Below are 23,621 nucleotides of genomic sequence, written 5' to 3' on the forward strand. Positions count from 1 at the left end.
GTATCGTCATCACAAGATAGAGCCCTTCGTTTTTCTGAAGGGTTCGCCTCCCCACGTAAGGAAAGGTATGTATTCAACACTGCGTAAAGCCTTGTTTGCGCTTGACCCTGAGCGGGCCCACCATTTGTCGATTGATGCCATTGGCGCTGCAGAGCGCCTCGGTTTGATGTCCCTGTACAAAAAGTCGGTCCCGGATGATCCGGTCGAGTTGATGGGGCTCACTCTACCCAACCCGGTTGGTTTGGCCGCTGGTCTGGATAAGAATGCGCAGGCCTTTAATGGTTTCGGAGCCCTGGGATTCGGGTTTGTTGAAGTGGGCACCGTGACACCGCGTCCCCAGCCCGGCAATCCGCTGCCAAGGCTGTTTAGGGTGGAAGAGGCCGATGCGATTATTAACCGTATGGGTTTTAACAACCTCGGTGTTGACTACCTGATTGAAAGAGTGAAAAAGCGCCGTTATAGCGGTGTTTTAGGGATCAATGTGGGTAAGAACTTTGATACTCCAGTGGAAAAGGCCGCCGATGACTACTGCTTGTGTATGGAGAAGGTGTACCGCTACGCCGACTACATCACTGCCAACGTTTCTTCTCCCAATACCAAAGGGCTACGTGACCTCCAGTTTGGTGACAGTCTCAATCGCTTGCTGGGCAGCATCAAAGACAAGCAGATGGAGCTGGCTCAAAAGAGTGATCGCTACGTCCCTGTTGCCGTCAAGATTGCCCCGGATATGGAAGGCGATGCGGTGGCGCAGATAGCCGAGGCGCTATGTGAGTACGATATCGATGGGGTGATCGCTACCAATACGACGATCGATAAGTCTTCAGTCGCCAAGCTGCCCCATGGTAGCGAAGAGGGCGGTTTGAGCGGAAAACCCCTGAGAGCGCAATCCACCAAGGTCATCGAGCTGTTATCGAAAGAGTTGAGCAAGCAGATCCCGATTATCGGGGTTGGCGGTATTTTTGATGGTGACAGTGCGGCTGAAAAAATTCGTGCTGGGGCGACTGCCGTACAGATGTACACCGGTTTTATCTATCGGGGGCCTGAATTGATTCGTGAGGCGGCAGAGGCAATTGCTTTGGAGCGTCGCCGAACAGAGCAAGGGTAAGCTGTATCAGTTGCTGACTGCTAGGAAAATGGGGGCTTTTGACGATAAGCCCCCTCGCCATCTCTAAATGGTACTCCACCCGTCAGGGTATTGGATGTCGGTAGAAACGGCGCCATAAATCTCCAGTTTTTGCGCCTTGGTCACTCTGTCGAAGCCATTCCAGTAATCTTCCCGCCCCTCACGCCAACCATTGATCCACTCCTGATGAGGATCCTCTTCGACAAATGGGCAGCTATCCATAGACTTGTTGTTCAGGGCTGCCAAATAGCCCTTGTAAAATGCCCTGTCGGCGTGATTTCGTTTTTGGCGTTTCATCGTATACGGCACCTCTACTTTGTCGGTCTGTGGACAGTTTGTCGGCAGGTTCGCAAACGGCTCTATTTGGGGGTGTCTCTCAATGAATTTTAGTGAAGGAAATAAGTCTTTGAACGGACCGACCCAATCCACCTTATTAGTAAGAGTAAAGTGGCTGCGTGGGAATCGGAAAACATCTCTAGTTGACAGTATGACTTATGGGGCAGGTAGTAATTAACGGCAGGGCGTATTCTCTTCTGCCACAAAATGGGATAATCGTCCTCTTTTGGGCAAGGCGATAATGCTCAATTTCCCTAGTTGGGGGCGGTAAAGGTTTTGCCTCCAAGTTTTATTTGTGCGTACTGGCGGCGCAGACGTTGCCGGCAGCTTTAAATGGGCGGTCTTTATTGGCGCACAAAACTTCCTCCATAGGAGGAGCTTAATGAGTAAGTATTTTGACAGATTTACAAACCGAAGAATTTGAGTTTACGGCTACGTGTCCCAAGGGAATAGAGGGACTGCTCGCTAATGAATTACGCGACCTGGGTGCAGGGTCTGTAAGGGAGCAGCCGGCGGCAGTGTATTTTTCTGGCTCCCTGAAGCTGGCTTACCGCTGCTGTCTGTGGAGTCGCTTGGCAAACCGCATTATGTTGCGTTTGGCGCAGGTACATGTAGCCACCGCTGAAGACCTCTACCGAGCAGTTGCCGAGCAACCCTGGGAGCTCCACATTCGCTCCTCGGGCAAGCTGTGGATGCAATTCTCTGGGACCAACCGAGAGATCCGCAATAGTCAGTTCGGTGCTCAAAAAGCAAAAGATGCCATTGTCGACCGCCTTCGCCGCCAGTCGGGAGCCCGTCCAAGTATTGATAAACATCATCCAGATTTGACGGTTGCCTTGCGCTTGCACCGGGATAAGTTGGATATTGCCATCGATCTAAGCGGTGACAGCCTGCATCGCCGTGGCTACCGAACCCATATCGGTGCAGCCCCACTGAAAGAGAACCTTGCGGCAGCACTGTTGCTGCGAGCCGGCTGGCCAAAGATTGCCGAGCAGGGTGGAGCATTGCTCGACCCGATGTGTGGCTCGGGCACTATTCTGGTGGAGGCGGCGATGATCGCTGCTGATATAGCACCGGGATTAATGCGGGATAGCTTTGGTTTTGAGCGTTGGCTGAACCACCAAAGCGATATCTGGAATGAGCTTCGCGAGGAGGCATTGCAGCGTCAAGGCGTTGGCCTGGCTCGCGAACTGCCAGAGATTCGCGGTTACGATGCCGATGCGAAAGTCTTGTTTGCGGCTGAAGCTAATATTGCCCGGGCCGGTCTGGAGCGCCAGGTGCGAGTGAGTTGCCGCCCAGTAGCAGGGTTTAGGGTACCGAGCCATAGAGAAGTCAAAGCGGGATTGGTTTTGACAAACCCGCCCTACGGTGAGCGCTTGGGTGAGCAGGAAGCTCTGCGGGAGACCTATTTTGAACTGGGGCGGCAGTTAAAGGCGGAGTTCCCGGGCTGGTTGGTCGGTGTGTTTACCGGCAATCCGGAACTGGGTTATGCCACCGGTTTACGCTCTCATAAGCAGTACCAGTTATACAATGGCAGTATCCCCAGTCAGTTGCTGATGTTTGAGGTTCGCGCGCAAAGCGGAGCGGCGGCGAGTGAAGCCACTGGGCCGAAGCTTTCACCCCAGGCGGAGATGGTAGCAAATCGCTTGCGCAAAAATCTGCGCACTACGGGTAAATGGGCCGCGAGGAGTGGCGTGGATTGTTATCGCCTCTACGATGCGGACTTGCCTGAGTATGCTGCGGCTATCGATATCTATAAAACCCTGGATGGCGCCGTGTACGCGCATTTGCAGGAGTATCGTCCGCCGGCCACTATCGAGGAAGAGAAGGCTCGGGGGCGCTTGCGCGATTTGTTAAGGGCCCTTCAATCCGTGCTCGAATTGCCTCGCGCGAATATCAGTATTAAAGAGCGCCGTCGCCACAGCCACAAGGGCGGAGGTAAGGGCGGAAGTCAGTACCAGAAGCAGACCGAATCCAGGAAGGAACTCTGGGTTGGGGAGTATGGTGCTGAGTTGGCGGTAGACCTGTGGAGCTACCTGGATACGGGGCTTTTCCTGGATCATCGACCGGTGCGCAAATATCTGCGAGAGATTTCTGCCGGTAAAACATTCCTAAACCTTTTCTGCTATACCGCCAGTGCGACGGTCCAAGCGGCTTTGGGTGGTTGCAAGCAGAGCACTAGTGTCGATATGTCGCGAACCTATCAAAACTGGGCGGGACAAAATTTCCGTGCTAATAACATGGATCCTTATCGCCATCAGTTGGTAGAGGCCGATTGTTTGCAGTGGCTTGAATCTGCTCAACAGAACAGGAAAGGCCATTACGATTTAATATTCATGGACCCCCCGAGTTTCTCCAACTCCGCCAAGATGAGCGGGGTATTAGATATTCAGAGGGACCACGGGAAATTGATTCGTCAGTGTATGTCCCTGTTGTCGCCTCAAGGTCGCTTGGTGTTTTCCAACAACTTGCGCAGCTTTAAGATGGATGAGGACGTTTCCAGTGAATACTCGGTAGAGAAGCTGAATCTTCTGGATAAGGATTTTCAGCGCAATCCGAAAATTCACAATGTTTGGGAGCTGCGGCTGAAGTAGGGTGGTACTAACGCTTTAGTGATTTGTGGTCGGCTTGATTTGATAGCCGGCCATAATTAAATGCTTAAAATACCTGAGGCTTGATAAGTTTTGACCATTGAAATTGAGGGAATTTAGAAGCTGGAGGTAAATTGCCGGTCAGTGTCAATTTACTTGCAATTCAACTCTAGATTAATTTTGGCCAGCGGCTTTCAGCTAAAGCTTTACGTAAATAAAAAGATAGCGAAAGTTGACGGTACAACCACAGAAACCCGATTCGCTGTGAGCTTGGATCTATTCATTCAGATCCATTACAACCCGTATCCCCACATCCTTTGAGCGCGCGGTTTCATTGAGGCCTTTTCGGTAGTCAGAAGAAATCTTACTAGAGGTATCACGCATTGAGCCGCCCCTTACAGAATGAAGTTGGCAGCCGTTAATCTTTATAGGTGCTGAAGTAGTTTTTGTTGGGTTGTATCCAGCTTGGTAGCAGTCTTCCACCCACTCAGCCACGTTCCCTGCAGTGTCAAAAAGGCCAAAAGGATTCGCCTGGTAATGCCCTACGGGAGCTGTACTGATGCTGAACAGCTTTGTAAATTCGCTAGAGCAACCCCTGCGGCAATTCGCTTTTCCCCGGACGTCGCTGGAAGCCCACCAGTATTGGTGGGTACTGCCTCCCCGGGCTGCGTACTCCCACTCGGCTTCACTGGCCAGCCGATACTGCTTGCCAGACTCCTTTGACAGCCACTTCACATACCTTTGTGCGTCCCGCCAGGTCACATTAATTACCGGTCTATCGCCGCGCCCCCAGCCTGCATCGCTGGGTTTAGCACTACCGGTGGCCTCGGCGAAACGATCGTATTCGGCAAAGGTGACCTCATAGATGGATATAGCAAAGTCCTGCTCTACATTTACCCTGTGCGCAGGGCTGGCCAATCGCCGCTGGTTATTGCCCATGGTAAAGCTGCCTGCTCCCACAGCGACCATTTTCGGGCCCAGGCCACCTGAGGACAATTCAGATTGAAATCGCTTGCCGATAAAGTAGGCAGGTTCCAGCTCGACCGCCACTTCGAGGTTTTGTTCTTCCAGCAAGACCCACTGGCGAACTTTACTGAAGCCCCGCTTACTCACTTCCACATCATATTTGCCAGGGCTCAATTCAAGCCCCGGCTGGTAGCGGGGGGCTATGTTCATAATCCGCACACGGGCATCAGAAGGCTTTGTATTAATCGTTAGGCTGTACAGCTTGGGCTGGTTCTCTGCACTTGGCTCTGCAGGCTCAGGTGTGAGTACTTTTGGGGGCTCAATATTACTCTTGGCAATCAGTGCCTGATTACCACTGATGGGTAGTTGTTCATCTGTATTGAGCGTGGAGGGTAGATTTAGCTGGGTAACTTGTATCTGTGAATCTAGGGCATCTGCTGCTGATTCAGTTGGCGCAGACTCTGTATTTGAATTTGGAGCAATATTGGCAGGCTGCTCCGCGGTACCTAGTAGGGTGGCAGCTGTAAAATCGGCAGCGTCGTCCAATATAGGTAGCCCAAGTTGCCAGCCGGCCTTGTGATCAACAATGCTATACAGGCCCCAGGTTGAGGTAAGGCCAACAGCGATAAAGCTGCTCATAAGCCAGGAGCGCTTGTGTTTTGTTGGCTCAGCGAGGAACTGCCGCAGGCGTACAACAGTATCCTGCTCCTTACGCTCTGGCTTCTCGGGCGTTTCCTTCCGTTTCCAACTGGAAGCAACTCTCCCGAGTTGGTCTGCCACACTGCCATAAATGGTCAGTACAAGTGCTTTTGCCAAGCTGGAAGTTTTTAAAGTTGAATTGTTGAGCTGGCTGATTTGGTTGGCCGGCTTTCCGGCGAGGGCTGCAACCAAATCATCTGCGGCATCGGCGATATCCAGGCCGCGTTGAAATCGCTTATCCGGATCTTTGGCCAGGAAGTGATCAAGTAGAGGCTGATAAAGTGCGTATCGGGCTGGCAATCGCGGTATTGGGTCGGTGAGGTGCTTTATTGCAATGGCGACGGCTTCGTCTGCCTGATAGGGCACGGCTCCTGTGAGCATTTCATAGAAAACAACTCCCAGGCTATACAGGTCGGCACGACCGTCAACCGCTGCTCCGCGAGCTTGTTCCGGGCTCATATAGTGAGGGGTTCCCACAACCATCCCGCTGTTAGTCATACGGGTGGTTCTCGCGATAGCCCGGGCAACCCCAAAATCACTGAGTACGGCCGATCCGTCTTCGCGAAACAGGATATTCTCCGGTTTCAGGTCTCGATGTACATACCCCTTGCTGTGGGAGTGGTCGAGGGCCATGGCTATCTGGCGCACAACATTAAGCGCCTCAAGAGGCTCAAGCCCACCTTTGCTTAAACGCTCTGCAACCGAGCCCCCAGGCATGTAGTCCATGGCGATATAGTTCAGGCTGCGGTAGCGGCCAATATCGTGAATACCGACGATATTTGGGTGTGACAGCTGCCCAACGATATTTGCTTCCCGCTGGAACCGCTCACTGAAGATTGGATCAGCGTTCAGTACTGGCGACATAACTTTTAGTGCCACCTGTCGGCCCACACTGCGCTGTATAGCCAGATAGACTGAGGACATTCCCCCCTGGTTGATCTTCTTGAGGATGCGGTAGCCCGGTATCTGCAGTGAAGAGGTGCCGCTATTGACGACTTCCATGAAGTGCTTTCCCTATCTTAAAGCAGAGTTGAAAGTCCGTAGGCAACTGCGGTGGCTAAGGCGACTGTGAAGAGGAGAATGAAGGGGCGATACTTTCTGAGTGTGGAGCCGGGCAGGGTGGGCTCGCTAATTGGGTTGAGGGATGCGGTAGAAGAAGGTTGCGCTGTGGATGGGGCATCTATGACCTGAACAGTGACATTATCTTTGCCTCCTGCATCCAATGCTGCAGCGATTAGAAGTTCTGTTGCTCTGTGTGTATCACTGTTTTCTGTCAATATCTGGTTGATTGAATTTTCTGGTACTTCCGAACTAAGTCCATCGCTGCAGATGAGTAGTCTTTGTCCTGCTGCCCAGCGATAGGAGACTCGGTCTACTTCGAGTTTGGGGTTGGTACTACCGCCGATACATCGGGTAATTACATGCCGGTTGGGGTGAATTGCGGCTTCTTCGGAGTTGATAGCGCCTGAATCCATCAACATCTGTACGTAGGAGTGGTCGCTGGTTAGTTGGGTGAGCTTCCCTGTTGTGCCTTCGGGAGCCCAGAGGTAAGCGCGGCTGTCTCCAACCCAGTAGATATGAAAGTAGTCACCCTCTTCAGCAATAACGACCGCAGTAGAGCCCATATTGGCTGTGGTTTGTTCATCGCCCAGTAAAAGGGCGTGCGCTTTTTGCAAGGCACGCTCGTAGTGCTTGTCAGTTTCCGCTGACTTTTGGATTTCTTCAACAACAGTTTTGCTCGCGAGTTCACCAGCGTGGTGACCGCCAAGGCCATCGGCTACAACCCAGATACCTTTGTCTTCCGCAGCCCAATAGGCATCTTCGTTCTGTTCACGCTTATAGCCGGTATGGGTTGCGCCGGCACTGCGTGTAGCGTCTTTGCTATGCTGAACTATCCCGCTGTGCCGTGATACTTCGCGTACTTTGGCTTCACTCACTGGCGTGCAACTACCTGTAATTTATTTAATCTTTCTAACGGTGATAACCCTCCGGTAATCACACGCCTCTTCCCTGTTGTGCTCTCGGCTTATTCAAGTTGCCGATCACTTTGTAGGTCATCGCTGAATCTGTTAAATACTAGACCTTTGGGCCATTTTAAGCTGCAAACCGAATCACACGCTAATGATATCGCCCATGATAAACTCAACTTTATCAATAAAAGTGAGTGTTTCGGCTGCTTTTTAACATTAGTTAAGCTCACTGTCTTCAATAATTGGCCAATTTCACACGGCCATTTTGGCTTTAGGAGCGATTTCGATGCTCAAACTTTGTGATGTCAATGATCTCAGCCAGAGCGTATGGCTGGTATCGCCGGGAGTAACTGTGGGGCGGGCGCAGAGTAGTGACTTGTGTATTGCCGATGATTCCGTAGCGAAGTCGCACCTTAAAATTGCGGTTAATGGCGATGTTCTGACTTTGCACAATTTGTCGGGCGCGGCCCGTGTCTTGCTTAATGGTCAGCCAACTGGTACACCGTGCCAGTTAAAAATAAACGATCAGGTCAAAGTGGGCAGCCGTTTACTCCAGGTAATCGACCCTAAGGTAACTAAGCTTAAGTCTGGCCCCCCTAAGGCTGCTTCGAATCAGGGCGTTGCCTGGGCGCTAAGAGCCAATCACCGGGCTATTGCAGGAAAGGTGTTCCCTGTGAAAGAGAGTGCGGTAATTGGGCGCTCCGATGAGTGTGATATAACTTTTTCGCTTTCTCATCTTTCGCGTAGGCACGCTCGTCTCGAAGTAAGGGAGGGCTTACTGTTCGTTATTGACTTAGGTTCGGCAAATGGGACTTTTGTCAATAATAGAAAGGTTAGTGAGAGTCGGGTGCGCAGGGGAGATGAGCTCCGGCTCGACACTTTAAGTTTTTCAATTGTCGGCCCAGCTGACGATAACAACCGCACGGCTGTACGCCCGGCTTTGCCGGAGTTCGAATTGCCCAGTTCTACCTCTGTCTCTGGAGAAGCCGATACAGTCCCCTACGCAGTGCAACCCAGTTTGTCCGAGGAGGTACCTGAGGAAGTCGATAAGCCAAAGGCTAAAAGTAAAACGTGGCTTTTAATAGTGGGGCTTGCGCTAAGTGTTGCGGGATATCTCTGGGGCAGCAGCCAGGGGGTTTTTGGATGAGCGATATAAAAGAGCTTTTGCTCTACACCACTTTGGGTTGCGGCCTGTGCGAAAAAGCCAAAATTGAAATTTGGCCTGCCCTGGAAAAATTCAACTTGCGTCTTCGCGAGGTGGATATCGCCGAGGATGAAGCGTTAATGGAGCGCTTTTCTATCCGCATTCCGGTGGTTGGCCTTGGAGACCCCGACGATGTTTGCGGTTGGCCGTTTGACCAGGTGCAATTGCAAGATTGGCTGAAGGAGCGGCTTTAAATTACAGCCGGCTCGCAGCTTCACTCTCCCTTAATAGTTGCAGCTTGGTGCCGCTTCGGTAGGCGTAAATTACAGAATAGGCGAGTACATTTTGCACATAATTACGCGTTTCCCGGAATGGAATGGTTTCAATCCACACATCATAGGGCAGCTGTTTTCGGGTCTCTTTTAGCCATCCCGCTACGCGGGTTGGCCCGGCATTATAGGCGGCGGCTGCCAGAAAGCGGTTATTGTCAAAGCGGTTAAGTAAGCTACTTAAGTAAAAGCTGCCCAGCGCAATGTTAGTATTGGGGCTCAAAAGGTCCCAGCTGCGTCGATAGCGCACCCCCGCTCTGCGTGCAGTAGCTTTTGCCGTGGATGGGAGCAATTGCATAAGTCCCAGGGCCCCAGAGCTGGATTTTGCATCGTGGCTAAAGTGGCTCTCTTGTCGTGCCACAGCGTAAATCAGATATGGCTCTAGTGCAGAGCTCTGGGCACCGACCTGTTTGCTCACATCGTGAACAATATCGGAAAAAGCGAGTGGGAATCGCAGTTCCAAGTCGTCGAGGTAGTCAGCCGCAAGCACTGACTGGATTGATTTATGGTACCAACCCCAGGCGCTAGCTACTTTGCCAGCCGCAAGTAATTCCTGGTGGTCCATAGCTCTTGTGGCATAGCTCCATTCCCTTCGGGCATGGAAGAGTTCGCCTATCGCTTGTAATTCTCGGGCCCTCAGCAGTTCGGGGCGCTTTGCCATCTCCTGCACTTGAATGGGGGTGATTGGTGCCGGCCGGTGCTCAAAGCTGTACTGTTGCCCCAAGGTATCAGCGGCAAGGAAACCGTAGTAACTGCGATTGCGGGCGGCTTTGCGGTAAAGGTGGGAGGAAGCTTCGGAACTTCCTGTGCCATAAAGTTCTTCCAGTGAGCGGGCTTTCCAATATATCCACCGGTCGAGTTGTTGTTTCTCCTCAGGCAGGCGGTCAATCCAGAACGCGACCTGTTGCCAATTTAATTCACGTAGGGATTGTCTGGCTAGCCACTCGATGGTGCGGCCATCGGTCACGGTGTGATGTTCAACCAGCTGTTGCAAGCGCTGCATATTATCCTGGCGAGCAAATTGACGTGCCAAGTGCTTGAACATGGCTTCTTGCTGGGCATCGGAAAACAAGTAGCTGGCCTGATAGCGGTGCCAGGCAGTTTCAGCTTTGATCGCGTCTTTTTTCGCCAATTGGTGCAATCCGTGTAACACGATATCGCGATATTCCAGTGGGTTGTAGGCGAACTTGGTGTCAGTGAGAAGCTTCTGAGGGTTGCGATGGACCGAGCGTAAAAGTTTGGCTTTCTCTGCTTGGGCTGGAGTCATTTTTTTGGCGATATAGCGTGCCAAATCGAGGTTGCCTTCTTCGACTGCCAGCAGGTGCCGCTTCCAAGCGAGTTCCTGCGTCAAGCCGCCGTTTTTCATCCAGCGGGCAAAAACGGGGTCGCACTCCTCGACTTGGGACCGCCCAACAAGCCAGAGTTCTGATATCAACTGCTGTGTTTCTGCCTGATAGCCGTCTCGGCGCGATAGGGCATCGGCGTAATAGCAGCGGAGGGAGGTGCGACTGTGTTGCGAAGGTTGGTAATAGCGCAGGTAAGTCGAGAACTTTTTTTGACTACCGAGTTGGCGCAACAACCTGACCATCATCCAGTCGCCAATAGCCGTGCCTCTGTTGCTCTCCAGGAATTGATCAACTTCTTTTAAGGGCAGTTGGTGCAGTTTTTCACTGAGCGCCCAATAGTCAATATAAGCAGCGAGGGGATAATCTTTGAGCTCAGCTTTAAGTGCTCGAAGTTGCCGTCGATCCTTGTATTTTATCGCCTGCCGGGCCTGGCGCAGCTTTTCTCTCTGCGCCGCACGATTATCTTCGGATACTTCCGGTGCGATAGCGGTTGCCTGAACAGATTGTGCATTAGTGGGCACGGCTGTGCAGAGACAGGTGATGATTAGGGCAGAAAGAAGCGCGATTCCTTTTGCGTCAGCTGACATCTCAATTACCTCAGTTGGACGTGTGTTTCCAGCTATGACTGACTATACGGTAAAAACGCGTAAAATAGCTGATTTTTCACAGAACCCGAAAGAGCCGACTTCGCTTCTTTCATCAGCGGGATTGAGGTTCGGGTTTGATAATTGTAGTGCCTATTTATGTTGCTTCTATTGGATGGGGTCAGTCTTCGTTACGGGACCCAGGTACTGGCAGACAATGTCAGCGCAAAAGTTGAGCGTGGAGATCGTATATGCCTTGTGGGGCGTAATGGGGAGGGGAAATCCAGCCTGTTGCGCTTGATAGCGGGGCAAGTTGACGCGGATAGCGGCGAGATTGTTCGTGCCAGCGGTATGGTTCAAGCGGTTTTGGAGCAGGAGTTACCTGCCGATTGCCCCGATTCTGTCTACGGATATGTGGCTATGGGATTGGGCGAAATAGGCGCTGTTTTGTCGGCGTACAGGGACTCCCCCACAGCAGAGCTACAAGCCAAAATCGAAGCGGCTCACGGTTGGGAGCTGCTGCCGAAAGTGGACAGTGTATTAGATCGTTTGGGGCTCGATGCAGACGAAAAGGTTGCCGACCTTTCCGGTGGCTGGCAGCGCCGTGCTGCTCTGGCTCGCGCTTTGGTGGTGGAGCCTGATCTGCTGATACTGGATGAGCCAACCAACCACCTGGATATTGCTGCGGTCGAATGGCTTGAGAATTTCCTCGCCAGCTATCGTGGCGCTCTTTTGTTTGTGAGCCATGATCGTGCATTGGCACAACGTTTGGCCACCAGCGTATGGGATTTGGATCGTGGACACCTGCGGACATTTCGCTGCAAGTTCGACCGTTACCAGGAAGAAAAAGAGAAGCTTCTTGAAGAAGAGGCAAAAAATGAAGCTCTTTTCGACAAGAAGTTAGCACAGGAAGAGGCCTGGATTCGCCAGGGCATCAAGGCTCGCCGAACCCGTAATGAGGGACGGGTAAGAGCGCTTCAAGCACTGCGTCGCCAAAGGGAAGCGCGCCGGTCCCAGCAGGGTATAGCCAAGATGGCCCTGGATAGCGGTGAGATGTCCGGCAAATTGGTTGCTGAGTTGAAGGGTGTCACTTTTGCTTATCCCGATGAGCAACCGTTGATTAGGGATTTATCATTCACGCTGATGCGTGGAGACCGCGTTGGCTTAATAGGCCCCAATGGTGTCGGCAAAAGTACCCTGATCAAATTGCTGCTGGGAGAGCTAAAGTCCCAGGGGGGGAGTGTGCGCCTGGGTACCAAGCAGCAAGTGGCCTATTTCGATCAGCGCCGGGATCAGCTGAATCCCGATTTGACTGTGCTCGATAATGTCGCCGAAGGGCGCGACTCAGTGACTATTGGTGGTAAAAGCCGCCACGTAATGTCTTATTTGGCCGATTTTCTTTTTAGTGGTGTTAAAGCCCGTACTAAAGTCAGCGCCTTGAGTGGTGGAGAGCGAAATCGCGCCTTGCTGGCAAAATTGTTTAGCCAGCCGGCCAATATTTTGGTGCTCGACGAACCCACCAATGACCTGGATGTAGAAACCCTGGAGCTGCTTGAACAGTTACTCCTGGACTTTGGCGGAACGGTTCTGCTGGTGAGCCATGACCGTGCTTTCCTGGATAATGTGGTGGGCTCATGCCTCGCATTTGAGGGGGATGGCCGCATCCGTGAATACGTGGGCGGTTATGGGGATTTTGTGCGTCAAGGTGGCAGCTTTGTCGCTGAGCTGAAAGAAGTTAAGCCAGTTGCTAGTAAACCAAAGGAAAAGCCCCAGTCCCAGGCGGCGGCTCCAGCGAAGAAAAAGAAACTGAGCTATAAGCTTCAAAGAGAGCTGGATAGCCTACCCGCCTTGATTGAGTCTTTGGAAGAAGAGATAGGGGCTATTGAGCAAGAGGTTGCCGACCCCAGTTTTTATCAGCAGGAGCAGGCGTTGGTGCAGGCTAAGCTGAACACCCTGACGGAAAGGCAGGCCCAGCTCGAAGAGGCATTTGAACGCTGGTCAGAGCTGGAGGGGGGAGACGACTAAGTTGAAGGGGAAGCTGCAATTCTTGCTGCTTCCCCCTCCCCAATTTTGAAGGATTATTCGTCTTCCATATGTACCCGAATCGCCAGAACGTCGCATTTGGCGCCATGGAGAACGCCGTTAGCGGTGGAGCCGAGTAATAGCGCTAAGCCGTGACGACCGTGGCTGCCAATAATGATTAAGTCGGCTTCGATATCTTTGGCTAAGCGATGAATCTCAGTAGATGGCTGGCCGAGTATTACGTGCTGGCGATCTGCGGGGATATCCAGCCGATCGGCGGCTTTTTGCAATTGCTCCTTGGCCTGGGACTGTAGTTGGTCCTGTACCTCGGAGAGGTCCATTGGGATGTCGCCACCATAGGCAAAAGTTAAGGGCTCAATGGCGTGTAATAGGCTTAATTCGGCACCAAATGCCTCAGCCATATCAGCGGCCCTATCAAGCACCTGGGAAGACTCTTTTGACAGGTCCAAGCCCACGAGGATGTGTCGGTATTTCGCCATAATTTACCTGCTCCTATCCCTTTTATTGACTGTGAAAAACACCCTTGTGACACCTATTTTGAGTCTACCGCAAAAAAAACCGATTGACATAGATCACGCGGAACACCGCACAATAGTCACTTTTTTCCACTGATGAGGAGTGGTTATGTCTGATTGGTTGCCGGTGATTATCGTCGGATTTGCCATCGCTTTGGTGCTGGGGCCGGTGATGTGGCTCAAGCCCAATGCCCGTGACAGCCGTCTTGCAGATTTGCGTAGCCGGGCGGCCCAGGCTGGCATTACCGTACAAATCCAAGCGCTGCCTGCGGCGTTGGGTGATGGGACTGCGGCTGTCTATTATCACCGCTGGCAGAACCGCAAAGGCCTGAGTGTGGGGTGGGTTTTGGATAAACAACGGATTGAGCACGAACTGAATTTTTCCGGTGTTTGGGATTGGGCTGATGGCCAGCCAGCTCCGCAAGGGGCATGGAAATATTTGCGCGAGCTACTAGAAAAAATCCCTCGGGACGCCTGTGCGATTACTGCAACACCAGTGGGTCTCGGTATTCAGTGGCCGGAGTCAGGAGGCAATCAAGCCTTCCAGAAACTGATGGCGTCGCTCGATGAGTACACCCCCTTAATAGAAGAAGCTATTCGAAAAGTGAGTTCACGCGCGGCGACTGAGGGGCTGTCTTGATTGCCGTATTAGCGGTGTAAAAGAGCGTCTACTGAGTCGCATTTAGGCGGACTGCCCAGTGCCAAATTTGGTGACTGTGAGTGGAAAATTGTCAGCTTTGCTTGACCGCGCTTGAAGTGAGGCTTATATATTCGCGCAGCACAAGCCCGATAAGAGGGCTTGAAAGACTTGCAATAGCAGTAAATTTTCATTTGAAATCAAAGGCTTATGGGTAAATCACTGGTCATCGTCGAATCACCGGCCAAAGCGAAAACCATCAATAAATATCTCGGCAAGGACTTTGTTGTGAAGTCCAGTGTCGGCCATATTCGCGATTTGCCCACAGGTGGGGGCAATAAACAACCGGTTGACGCAAAGGAGCGCGCCCGTCGTGCAGCGGAAACACGCAAGCTTTCCCCCGAGGCGAAAGAGGCTTACAAGCGGAAGAAAAACCGCGATCAGCTGATTAAGCGTATGGGGATCGACCCGGATCACGAGTGGCAAGCCCACTACGAGATATTGCCGGGTAAAGAGAAAGTGGTGAGTGAGTTACAAAAACTCGCCGAAGGCGCCGATCATATCTACCTCGCAACGGACTTGGATCGCGAGGGAGAGGCAATTGCCTGGCATTTGCGTGAAGCAATTGGTGGCGATAACGATCGCTACCGCCGGGTAGTGTTTAATGAAATTACCAAGTCTGCGATTCAGGAGGCCTTTAAAGATCCCGGCCGCCTGAATATTAATCGGGTAAACGCCCAGCAAGCGCGCCGTTTCCTCGATCGAATCGTTGGCTATATGGTGTCCCCTCTACTGTGGGAAAAAGTAGCCAGAGGCTTGTCTGCGGGGCGTGTGCAATCTGTTGCGGTCCGCCTCGTAGTTGAGCGGGAGCGGGAGATTCGCGCGTTTATCCCGGAAGAGTACTGGACCTTGTTTGCCGATACGGCGACGGCAAAGGCTTCCAAGCTGCGCCTCGAGGTGAAAAAGCAGGCTGGTGAGGCTTTCCGTCCTACCAACGAAGAGCTGGCAATGAGTGCTGCCAAGCAGCTTCAGTCCAGTGAGTTTGTTGTTTCCGCCCGTGACGATAAGCCAACCAGCTCCAAGCCCAGCGCACCATTTATTACTTCCACTTTGCAGCAGGCGGCCAGTAACCGCCTCGGCTTCAGTGTGAAGAAGACCATGACCCTGGCCCAGCGCTTGTATGAAGCCGGTCATATCACCTACATGCGTACAGATTCCACCAATCTCAGTAAAGAGGCTGTGGAATCTGCACGGGATTATATTGCCGAGAATTACGGCGATAAGTATCTTCCAGAGAGCCCCAATAGCTACAGCAGTAAAGAGGGTGCTCAAGAGGCGCACGAAGCGATTCGCCCGTCCGATGTTCGTATCGCCCCAAATATGTTGTCCGGTGTTGAGCGGGATGCGGAGAGGTTATACAACCTGATTTGGCAGCAGTTTGTGGCCTGCCAGATGACGCCTGCCCAATTTACCTCCTCTTCAATCGTGGTCAGCGCAGGTGACTTTGAGTTGCGTGCGCGGGGTCGAGTAATTCGTTTCGATGGTTTCCTGAAAGTTGCGCCACCGAGCGGCAAAAAAGATGAAGATCTGGTGCTTCCAGATGTGAAGGTAGGCGAAAAGCTATCCCTGCAACAGCTGGATCCCAAGCAGCACTTTACCAAGCCGCCCGCGCGGTTTAGTGAAGCGGCCCTGGTTAAGGAGCTGGAGAAGCGCGGTATCGGCCGCCCCTCCACCTATGCTTCCATTATTTCCACGATCCAGGATCGCGGTTATGTCCGCCTGGAAAACCGTCGTTTTTACGCTGAGAAAATGGGGGATATTGTTACTGACCGTCTCAGTGAAAGTTTCAAGAACCTGATGGACTACGGATTTACCGCAAACCTGGAGGAATCCCTGGATGCGGTTGCCGACGGCGATAAGGGTTGGAAGCAACTGCTCGATGAGTTTTATCAGGACTTTTCCGGGCGCCTGGAGAAAGCCCAGTCTGCCGATGCAGGTATGCGTCGCAATACGCCGACAGACACCGACATCGAGTGCACTAAATGTGGCCGCCATATGCAGATCCGCACTGGCTCCACTGGCGTATTCTTAGGATGCTCTGGATATGCACTGCCGCCAAAAGAGCGTTGTACCAATACCATGAACCTGGTTTCTGGTGATGAGGCGGTCGATGCGGATAAGGACGAGGAAGCTGAATCCAGGTTGCTGCGGGAGAAGCGCCGCTGCGGCAAGTGCGGCACGGCTATGGATAGCTACCTGTTAGATGAGCAGCGTAAATTGCATATCTGTGGCAATAACCCGGATTGCAATGGCTACGAGATTGAGCAGGGCACTTTTAAAATTAAAGGCTATGACGGCCCTATTATTGAGTGCGATAAGTGTGGCAGTGATATGCAGTTGAAGTCTGGTCGCTTTGGCAAGTACTTCGGTTGTACCAATGAAGACTGTAAAAACACCCGTAAGCTGCTGAAAAATGGGCAGCCGGCGCCGCCGAAAATGGACCCGGTTCCCATGCCGGAATTGGCCTGTATCAAAGTGGAGGATCACTATATCCTGCGCGATGGTGCCTCGGGTCTATTCCTGGCTGCCAGCCAGTTCCCGAAAAACCGTGAGACCCGTGCACCCCTAGTTAAAGAGCTGCTGCCTCACCAGAGTGAGATCGATCCAAAATACAGCTTCCTATTCTCTGCACCGACTCAAGATGACAGTGGGCGGGATACCGTAGTTCGATTTAGCCGCAAAACCCAGGAGCAATATGTTCAATCTGAGGAAGAGGGCAAGGCGACCGGTTGGCGTGCTTTTTATCGCGATGGTGGTTGGAAAGTAGAGGCCTCCACCAAGAGCACTGCTGCCAAGCGCAAGAAACCGGCAGCTAAAAAGACAGCGGCAAAGAAGTAGGTAATGAGTAACTCTTACACGATTCATGTCACTTCGGCTCTACGCAAGAGCCAGCTGTTGCTGCAACAGTCGTGGGACTTGCCTCTCCAGCGCGATGCGCTGGAAGAGGCAGCGTTGATGCAGTTGTGCAAGGCCTATCGGGCTTTTCTTGCAGAGCAGGCCGCCCAGCTTCAGCTGGGATTTGAACCGGAGTCTCCGCAGTTGATCATTGATGCGCTGGGCGTTCAGGGTAGGGCTAGTGCGGAGGCCAATGAGCTGTCCGGCCTGGTCGGCGATCCGCAGAGTTGGTTATCCCATATGCTTTACGCCTGGGAAGAGCAGCAGAAAATATCTGTGGGTGCTGATGAAAAACAGCAACAGGTTAATTTAATCCCGCTACACAACGAAGTTGCCAAGCCCGAGTTTGCACCTTTGTCCAAAGAGTTATTGCTTCAGTGGCATCGTTCGCTGAGTGAGTTGGTGGTGAGGCAGCGCGCTCACTTGGATGAGTGTTAACTAATACGCTTACTCGACCTCGGTGAACTTCTGAATAGATTCGTAATATTCCTGCGAATTTTGAAGGTTGTTAATATTAGGCGCACCTCTGCGGGAAAGTCCGCTGTCCTTTGAGTGAGTCACAATAGAGTAGTTGTGGCCCACTCGACATAACCCGCAACCGGTGCAACGTGCAAAGCAATTCACTCTTCTCTTGTGATCTCTTGAGTGGTTTAGGTAATTCTTTGATATAGCGTACTGGTAATAGACTGCCTCGAAAGTCAGGAGCCAGAAGCCCTCAAATTGGATGAATGAAACTTATCGCAAGCCTGTGGTACACTGGGCGCAAACTGTTGTGCCGTGAAGGAAAAGCGAATGTCCTCCGAAACTTTTGAAATAATCGAGCTGGCTAATGGCGATGTAGCTTTGCGTCGTGCTGGCCATAAAGAGGACCCTTTGGTAAGTATTTCTTTTTCTGCAGAAAGCCTTCAGTTTCTGCGCAAGAACAAGGTTGCTGTGGCAAGGGCTATGTTGGAAGCGGGCATTGAAGCCGTACAAAATCTAGACGATCTTGAGGCTGGTTACTTCGAGGAAGAAGACGATTTAATGCCGGTAAATCATACTATTCACTAACATCAGCGTTAGTTCGAGTCTTATCAACAGCGGCCAATGGCCGCTGTTGTCGTTTTTAGGGGCTTAAGGCGTTTGGCGAATAACCCCTACGGCTAATCCCTCAATCACAAAGTTCTTATCTCTCATATCGACTTGAATTAACTCAAAGTCATCATTTTCAGGTAGCAACTGAACGGTTGCCTGATTTCCCTTGCGGCGAAAGCGCTTCACAGTGACTTCATCATCGATACGGGCAACCACGATTTGGCCATTGCGCACCTGCTCGGTCTTTTGCACTGCCAGCAAGTCTCCATCGAGAATGCCCGCATCTCGCATACTCATACCATGCACCCTCAACAAATAATCTGCGGGGGGATGGAAGAAGCTCGCGGGCAAGTCGCAATAATCTTCAATATGTTCGCTGGCGAGTATGGGATTCCCCGCAGCTACTCTACCCACAATCGGCAAGCCGGATTGGTGATCCGGAATTCGAATGCCTCGGGAAGCGCCGGCAACCATCTCAATGGCGCCTTTTCTGGCGAGCGCTTTCAGGTGTTCCTCGGCGGCATTGGGTGAGCGGAAGCCGAGCTCCTGGGCAATTTCTGCCCGCGTTGGCGGGTAGCCTGTTTCATCCAGGTAGGACTTGATCAGGTCGAGAACCTGGGACTGACGAGCGGTGAGATTGGTCATAGATTTACCTAGTTTTCTGTATTTATATACAGTTGCTGGAATTATATACAGATTTGTTGTTCGCGCAATCCTCAGGTTTTAGTCTTTGTGAGCTGCTACATTGATGGAGAAAGCAAGGAGAGAAGAAAGCGTTGAAGGAACTGACAAAGAGGGAAAAATAATGTTGGATGCAAAAATGCCGGAAGCCTGGAGAGTGCTTCGTATTCAGTCTGAATTGGTAGATGGGATAGAGCGGCTGATAGCGTTAGGTGGTGCAGTGACAGTGTTTGGAGGGGCGAGATTTACAGAGGACAGTCCTGAATATCAGCAGGGGGTAAAGTTGGGAGAGTTGCTCGCGGCTGAAGGGATCCCCGTGATTACCGGTGGTGGGCCGGGGCTGATGGAGGCTTGTAACCGGGGGGCTTTCGGGCAGCCCGGCGCATCAATTGGGTTAAACATAGAGCTGCCTTTTGAACAGGCGGCAAATCCATATCAGGACATTAGTTTGAACTTCCGATACTTTTTTGTACGGAAATTTATGTTTGTAAAACACGCACTTGGATTCGTTGGACTTCCCGGTGGCTACGGCACGTTGGATGAGCTGTTTGAAGCTCTTACCTTGGTGCAAACGCAGAAAGTGCGGCGTTTCCCAATTGTGTTGGTAGGTAAGCGTTACTGGAGCGGGCTGTACGATTGGTTGGTAGATACAGTGTTAGAGCGCGATTGTATCGATGCCAGTGATCTAGACCTTTTTCATATCGTTGATAGTGTGGAGGAGGCTGCGGCCCTGATTATGAAATATATGCAGGTGAAAGAATAATTATTCGGATGATCTTAAAATACCGAAAAAATTTTCAAAGTTATTTTTGTTAAAACTGCCCCCGGTCTAAAAGGCTATGCCGGCTGATGGGGTGGCGTACTTGCACAAGTTGGCGGGAGATCAACTCCAGCAGTATTGATCTTACCGCCTGACATACATTTCCCTGTTATTTTTACTCTTGTAGCTTGCTGAGTGGAGAGCGTAGCTGGCGGGCTCTAGATCAATGAGAATGTGCTACTCTGGCGTCGATTAAACGTATGTTTTAAATGGTGGTTTGATACTTATGAGCCAGATAGATACGGTCAGCCGGATACTCGATGCAGCAGAAGTGCTGTTTGCTGAACGGGGTTTTCCTGAAACCTCATTGAGAACAATTACGAGCACGGCCGGGGTTAATCTGGCGGCAGTTAACTACCATTTCGGCTCCAAGAAAGAATTGATACAGGCGGTATTTGAACGCTTTTTAACGCCTTTCACTAATGCTCTGGAAGAAGAGCTTGATCGCCGTATTGCCCTGGGGCAGCCCCTGGGGGTGGAGGAGCTGATCGAATGCCTGTATCGAGTTGGGTTGGGAAGCCTTGGGCTGGAGGGAAAGGATCCACAGCGATTTATGCGTCTTTTAGGATTGGCCTATACCCAGTTCCAGGGGCATTTGCGTCGATTTATCGTATCTCGATACGGGGATACTTACCGCCGTTTTGCCGGACTGCTGGCTGAAGCGTTACCGGGCTTGGACCCAGAAACTTTCTATTGGCGCCTCTACTTTATGCTGGGAGCGACCATTTTCACACTGTCGAGCCACGATGCGATTGAGGCTATCCTGCGGGAGGATTTCGGTTCTGACAGTACCCTGACCCAGACTCTTGAGCGATTGGTACCCGCTGCTTCGGCCATGTTGAAGGTAGATAATTAGTGGGCGCACTCTTAAATCGATAAGGAACTTAATATGTCTTTACCACCCGGACCGGTCATGGTGGATATCGAGGGGCTTGAACTCACCGAGGAAGACTGTGAGTTGCTTCGGCATCCGATGGTGGGCGGGCTGATCTTTTTTGCGAGAAACTATCGGGATCGCCAGCAGCTTATCCAATTGGTTAACTCCATCCGTGCGGTGCGACCAGAGATCCTGCTAGCGGTAGATCAGGAGGGTGGCAGGGTTCAGCGGTTTCGCGATGACTTTACGCGAATACCTTCAATGCAGGCCCTTAGTGCTGTCGCCAGTAACGAGCAATTGCAGGATGTGGGGTGGCTGCTGGCCGCAGAGTTGCTGGCTGTAGGCGTGGATTTTAGCTTTGCGCCGGTTTTGGATGCGGATGACAGTCACAGCAGGGTGATCGGCGATCGGAGTTTTTGTCCCGATCCGGCCCAGTTAACCGCACTGGCTCGCCCCTTTATCCAAGGGATGCGCGAAGCGGGCATGGCCACAACAGGTAAGCATTTTCCGGGGCATGGCCACGTGCTGGAAGACAGTCATGTGGAGTTGCCAGAGGATAAGCGTTCGTTGGATCAGGTCTTGGCAACCGATGCACTTCCGTTTATCGATTGTATTGGAACCCAGGAACTTACTGCGGTGATGCCGGCCCATATCCGCTTCATCAACATTGATAGCCAGCCGGTGGGATTCTCCCGCTATTGGCTGCAGGATGTATTGCGGCGACAGCTGGGATTCAATGGAGTGATTTTTAGTGATGATCTGTCTATGGAAGGGGCGGGTGCGGCCGGAGGCTATGGCGATAGGATTCGCGCAGCCCTGGAAGCCGGTTGTGATATGGGTATCGTATGCAACAATCGTGTCGGCGCTTTTGAGGCGCTGGCGGCACTGGATACCTTTGTGCCCAAACCGGAGTCCACTCATCGGTTGTCGGCCATGGGTGGCAGGCCGGTGATCGGCTCCTGGGAGGAGCTTGAGAAGAGTGCGCGGTGGCACAGAACCAGGGAGTGGTTAGCTTCCATAATGCGCTGAAATAAGTTGTTTAAATCCGTCGTCTATTGAGAAGGCGCTGTACGGATATTACTGATTGTTGGTTAAAGCGGAGGGGGTCGAGTGGAGTCCGTTGAGAGCGTGCTGTTGTCCTGGCTTGGTGAGAACCGGGTCTGGATAGTTTCTGTTTTCCTCATAGTACTTGCGTCTGGGGTGTTGGCCTGGTTATTTGGCCGGTTCGTGCAGCGCATGGCCATTAAGGCGGAAAAAACGGTTAACCCCTGGGATGATGCCTTGGTTGGGGCGCTCTCCCCTCCCGGGCAGGTATTGGTATGGCTGTTGGGCTTGACTGTCGCTGCCCAGCGAGCGGGGGACGCCACTGGTGCCGAAATATTCTCCCTGGCTGCACCGACGCGGGAAATAGGCTTGATCCTGGTGATGGCCTGGTTTGCCTGGCGGTTCTCACACAGCGTGGAACACAATCTGTGCGATCCGCGCTATATGGGCAAGCCGATGGATGCCACTACGGTACGTGCGATCGGCAAGCTGGTCAGGGCCTCAATCGTGATCACGGCGGGAATTGTGGTCATGCAGTTCCTGGGCTATAGCGTCAGTGGTGTTTTGGCGTTTGGTGGTATTGGCGGACTGGCTGTCGGTTTTGCGGCCAAGGACCTGCTGGCAAACTTTTTCGGTGGCCTGATGATCTATCTGGATCGGCCCTTTGCGGTGGGCGACTGGATTCGCTCCCCCGATAAGGAGATTGAGGGGACCGTGGAAGATATCGGTTGGCGCCTGACCAGAATTCGCACTTTTGATATGCGACCCGTCTATGTTCCCAATGGCATCTTCACCCAGATTGCGGTAGAAAATCCTTCCCGTATGTTAAATCGTAGGATTTTTGAAACGATTGGTATTCGTTATGAAGATGCCCATCATATGGCGGCAATCGTGGCGGATGTTAAAAATATGTTACAGGAACATCCGGAAATTGATTCTAATCGTACGCTTATTGTTAATTTTAATAGTTTTGCTTCCTCTTCTTTGGATTTCTTTATATATACGTTTACCCGCACTACCGATTGGGTTCGTTATCATGAAGTAAAACAGGATGTTCTATTAACGATTCTTAAAATAATTGAGGGATATGGGGCATCTTGTGCATTCCCAACCTCAACATTACATATTGCCGATATACCTTCATTAACGCGAGAGGCCGCGTTAGACAGTTGAGGAATGGGAGTGCAATAAGGTACAAATGATTAGTTTCTAATTGAGCACTATTGAAGATTTTGACGGTTAATTACGCATATTGGGAAAAACGTAGTATTTATTTCACATAGAAAACTAGACACTGGCGCTGTTTTATCTAAGAATCAGGGTACGTCCTTTGGGTATATGCTCATCGGATTAAGCAAGATAGCATTCTGCATGGAGCAGTTTGTTAACAATGGGGTGGCGTTTGCCCCTCTTGCCGAATTGAGCAGTGAGGTAAAAGAGGTAGGCGCAATAACAATAATGAGGTTTTCTCAATGAGTGATCGCGTTACAGGTACAGTGAAGTGGTTTAATAACGCACGGGGTTATGGCTTCATCACCTGTGGAGAAGGAACTGAAGATATTTTCGTTCACTATCGCAGCATTCGCGGCGAGGGCTACAAAACCCTTAATGAGGGGCAGGCGGTAGAGTTCGAAATGCAACAAGGTGACAAAGGACTGCTGGCGGAAGATGTTGTTCCCTGTGAGTGATTTATAGATCACTCGTTGAAAGAACTGTTGTCGTGTAGGGTCCTGCGGCTCAATTGACGCCGGCCCTGTCAGCGCCTCTGAAAAGCGGATCTTTATGATCCGCTTTTTTGTTTGCTACTTTGCAGTGGATATAGGTTCTTCTTCTTTAAGTTGCATTTGTGTCCCTCTTTGTAGATTTGGTCATATCCCGCCCCACCTA

General features: G+C 51.7%; 20 protein-coding genes. 14 read left to right on the plus strand and 6 right to left on the minus strand.

What is annotated here, in order from left to right:
* Positions 1 to 67: 67 nt before the first annotated feature.
* Positions 68 to 1,105: a quinone-dependent dihydroorotate dehydrogenase gene (locus ACJJI6_RS02580; RefSeq protein WP_413662444.1), complete on the plus strand. Its 1,038-nt coding sequence runs from the start codon at positions 68 to 70 to the stop codon at positions 1,103 to 1,105.
* Between the two features lie 63 nt (positions 1,106 to 1,168).
* On the opposite strand, the gene rmf is transcribed toward ACJJI6_RS02580, so the two are convergent.
* Positions 1,169 to 1,420, minus strand: coding sequence for a ribosome modulation factor (gene rmf, locus ACJJI6_RS02585; protein WP_108733677.1), 252 nt, complete (start codon positions 1,418 to 1,420; stop codon positions 1,169 to 1,171).
* A 434-nt stretch (positions 1,421 to 1,854) separates the two neighbouring features.
* Here rmf and rlmKL point away from each other — a divergent pair, with 434 nt between their 5' ends.
* Positions 1,855 to 4,053 (plus strand): bifunctional 23S rRNA (guanine(2069)-N(7))-methyltransferase RlmK/23S rRNA (guanine(2445)-N(2))-methyltransferase RlmL, encoded by a 2,199-nt coding sequence (gene rlmKL / locus ACJJI6_RS02590; protein ID WP_475712428.1) that lies wholly within the window; start codon positions 1,855 to 1,857, stop codon positions 4,051 to 4,053.
* 273 nt (positions 4,054 to 4,326) lie between these two features.
* On the opposite strand, the gene ACJJI6_RS02595 is transcribed toward rlmKL, so the two are convergent.
* Together ACJJI6_RS02595 and ACJJI6_RS02600 are read right to left on the minus strand one after the other, a co-directional pair.
* The gene (locus ACJJI6_RS02595; RefSeq protein WP_475712429.1) at positions 4,327 to 6,717 is read right to left on the minus strand and encodes a bifunctional serine/threonine-protein kinase/formylglycine-generating enzyme family protein; all 2,391 of its coding nucleotides are present in this window, start codon (positions 6,715 to 6,717) and stop codon (positions 4,327 to 4,329) included.
* A 17-nt stretch (positions 6,718 to 6,734) separates the two neighbouring features.
* Positions 6,735 to 7,652 carry a PP2C family protein-serine/threonine phosphatase gene (locus ACJJI6_RS02600; protein WP_475712430.1) on the minus strand — a complete coding sequence of 306 codons (918 nt, stop codon included), beginning with the start codon at positions 7,650 to 7,652 and terminating at the stop codon, positions 6,735 to 6,737.
* 319 nt (positions 7,653 to 7,971) lie between these two features.
* Between ACJJI6_RS02600 and ACJJI6_RS02605 the strand changes: the two genes are divergently transcribed.
* Together ACJJI6_RS02605 and ACJJI6_RS02610 are read left to right on the plus strand one after the other, a co-directional pair.
* On the plus strand, positions 7,972 to 8,832 hold the full coding sequence (locus tag ACJJI6_RS02605) for an FHA domain-containing protein (protein ID WP_413662440.1): 861 nt from the start codon (positions 7,972 to 7,974) through the stop codon (positions 8,830 to 8,832).
* On the plus strand, positions 8,829 to 9,083 hold the full coding sequence (locus ACJJI6_RS02610; RefSeq protein ID WP_413662439.1) for a glutaredoxin family protein: 255 nt from the start codon (positions 8,829 to 8,831) through the stop codon (positions 9,081 to 9,083). Before ACJJI6_RS02605 ends, ACJJI6_RS02610 begins: the two co-directional genes overlap by 4 nt.
* A 1-nt stretch (position 9,084) precedes the next feature.
* Here ACJJI6_RS02610 and ACJJI6_RS02615 read toward each other — a convergent pair whose 3' ends face one another.
* Complete coding sequence (locus ACJJI6_RS02615) at positions 9,085 to 11,091, minus strand: transglycosylase SLT domain-containing protein (protein ID WP_444911032.1); 2,007 nt, start codon at positions 11,089 to 11,091, stop codon at positions 9,085 to 9,087.
* 156 nt (positions 11,092 to 11,247) lie between these two features.
* Here ACJJI6_RS02615 and ACJJI6_RS02620 point away from each other — a divergent pair, with 156 nt between their 5' ends.
* On the plus strand, positions 11,248 to 13,113 hold the full coding sequence (locus ACJJI6_RS02620; RefSeq protein WP_475712431.1) for an ATP-binding cassette domain-containing protein: 1,866 nt from the start codon (positions 11,248 to 11,250) through the stop codon (positions 13,111 to 13,113).
* 53 nt (positions 13,114 to 13,166) lie between these two features.
* On the opposite strand, the gene ACJJI6_RS02625 is transcribed toward ACJJI6_RS02620, so the two are convergent.
* Positions 13,167 to 13,610 (minus strand): universal stress protein, encoded by a 444-nt coding sequence (locus ACJJI6_RS02625; RefSeq protein WP_282932316.1) that lies wholly within the window; start codon positions 13,608 to 13,610, stop codon positions 13,167 to 13,169.
* 145 nt (positions 13,611 to 13,755) lie between these two features.
* On the opposite strand from ACJJI6_RS02625, the gene ACJJI6_RS02630 reads away from it, so the two are divergent.
* The 4 genes from ACJJI6_RS02630 to ACJJI6_RS02645 all read left to right on the plus strand — a co-directional run bounded on the left by ACJJI6_RS02630 (position 13,756) and on the right by ACJJI6_RS02645 (position 18,288).
* Positions 13,756 to 14,286, plus strand: a complete 531-nt coding sequence (locus ACJJI6_RS02630) for a hypothetical protein (RefSeq protein ID WP_282932317.1) — start codon at positions 13,756 to 13,758, stop codon at positions 14,284 to 14,286.
* 207 nt (positions 14,287 to 14,493) lie between these two features.
* A complete protein-coding gene (gene topA, locus ACJJI6_RS02635; protein ID WP_282932318.1) occupies positions 14,494 to 17,181 on the plus strand; it encodes a type I DNA topoisomerase in 2,688 nt (895 codons plus the stop codon).
* A gap of 3 nt (positions 17,182 to 17,184) precedes the next feature.
* On the plus strand, positions 17,185 to 17,676 hold the full coding sequence (locus ACJJI6_RS02640; protein ID WP_475712432.1) for a DUF6586 family protein: 492 nt from the start codon (positions 17,185 to 17,187) through the stop codon (positions 17,674 to 17,676).
* Positions 17,677 to 18,030: 354 nt separating this feature from the next.
* A complete protein-coding gene (locus ACJJI6_RS02645) occupies positions 18,031 to 18,288 on the plus strand; it encodes a hypothetical protein (protein WP_282932320.1) in 258 nt (85 codons plus the stop codon).
* A gap of 63 nt (positions 18,289 to 18,351) precedes the next feature.
* Here the strand turns inward: ACJJI6_RS02645 and lexA are convergent, their stop codons facing one another.
* Positions 18,352 to 18,957 carry a transcriptional repressor LexA gene (gene lexA, locus ACJJI6_RS02650; RefSeq protein ID WP_444893501.1) on the minus strand — a complete coding sequence of 202 codons (606 nt, stop codon included), beginning with the start codon at positions 18,955 to 18,957 and terminating at the stop codon, positions 18,352 to 18,354.
* Between the two features lie 160 nt (positions 18,958 to 19,117).
* Between lexA and ACJJI6_RS02655 the strand changes: the two genes are divergently transcribed.
* From ACJJI6_RS02655 to ACJJI6_RS02675, 5 genes are all read left to right on the plus strand, one after another.
* Positions 19,118 to 19,756 (plus strand): LOG family protein, encoded by a 639-nt coding sequence (locus ACJJI6_RS02655; protein ID WP_282932322.1) that lies wholly within the window; start codon positions 19,118 to 19,120, stop codon positions 19,754 to 19,756.
* A 283-nt stretch (positions 19,757 to 20,039) separates the two neighbouring features.
* The gene (locus ACJJI6_RS02660; protein ID WP_282932323.1) at positions 20,040 to 20,669 is read left to right on the plus strand and encodes a TetR/AcrR family transcriptional regulator; all 630 of its coding nucleotides are present in this window, start codon (positions 20,040 to 20,042) and stop codon (positions 20,667 to 20,669) included.
* 33 nt (positions 20,670 to 20,702) lie between these two features.
* Positions 20,703 to 21,719: a beta-N-acetylhexosaminidase gene (gene nagZ / locus ACJJI6_RS02665; protein WP_444897698.1), complete on the plus strand. Its 1,017-nt coding sequence runs from the start codon at positions 20,703 to 20,705 to the stop codon at positions 21,717 to 21,719.
* 81 nt (positions 21,720 to 21,800) lie between these two features.
* Complete coding sequence (locus ACJJI6_RS02670; RefSeq protein WP_413662432.1) at positions 21,801 to 22,907, plus strand: mechanosensitive ion channel family protein; 1,107 nt, start codon at positions 21,801 to 21,803, stop codon at positions 22,905 to 22,907.
* Positions 22,908 to 23,206: 299 nt separating this feature from the next.
* The gene (locus tag ACJJI6_RS02675) at positions 23,207 to 23,422 is read left to right on the plus strand and encodes a cold-shock protein (protein WP_020413094.1); all 216 of its coding nucleotides are present in this window, start codon (positions 23,207 to 23,209) and stop codon (positions 23,420 to 23,422) included.
* Positions 23,423 to 23,621 lie beyond the last annotated feature (199 nt).

The sequence above is a fragment of the Microbulbifer maximicatervae (SeqCode) genome (genome assembly GCF_056232625.1).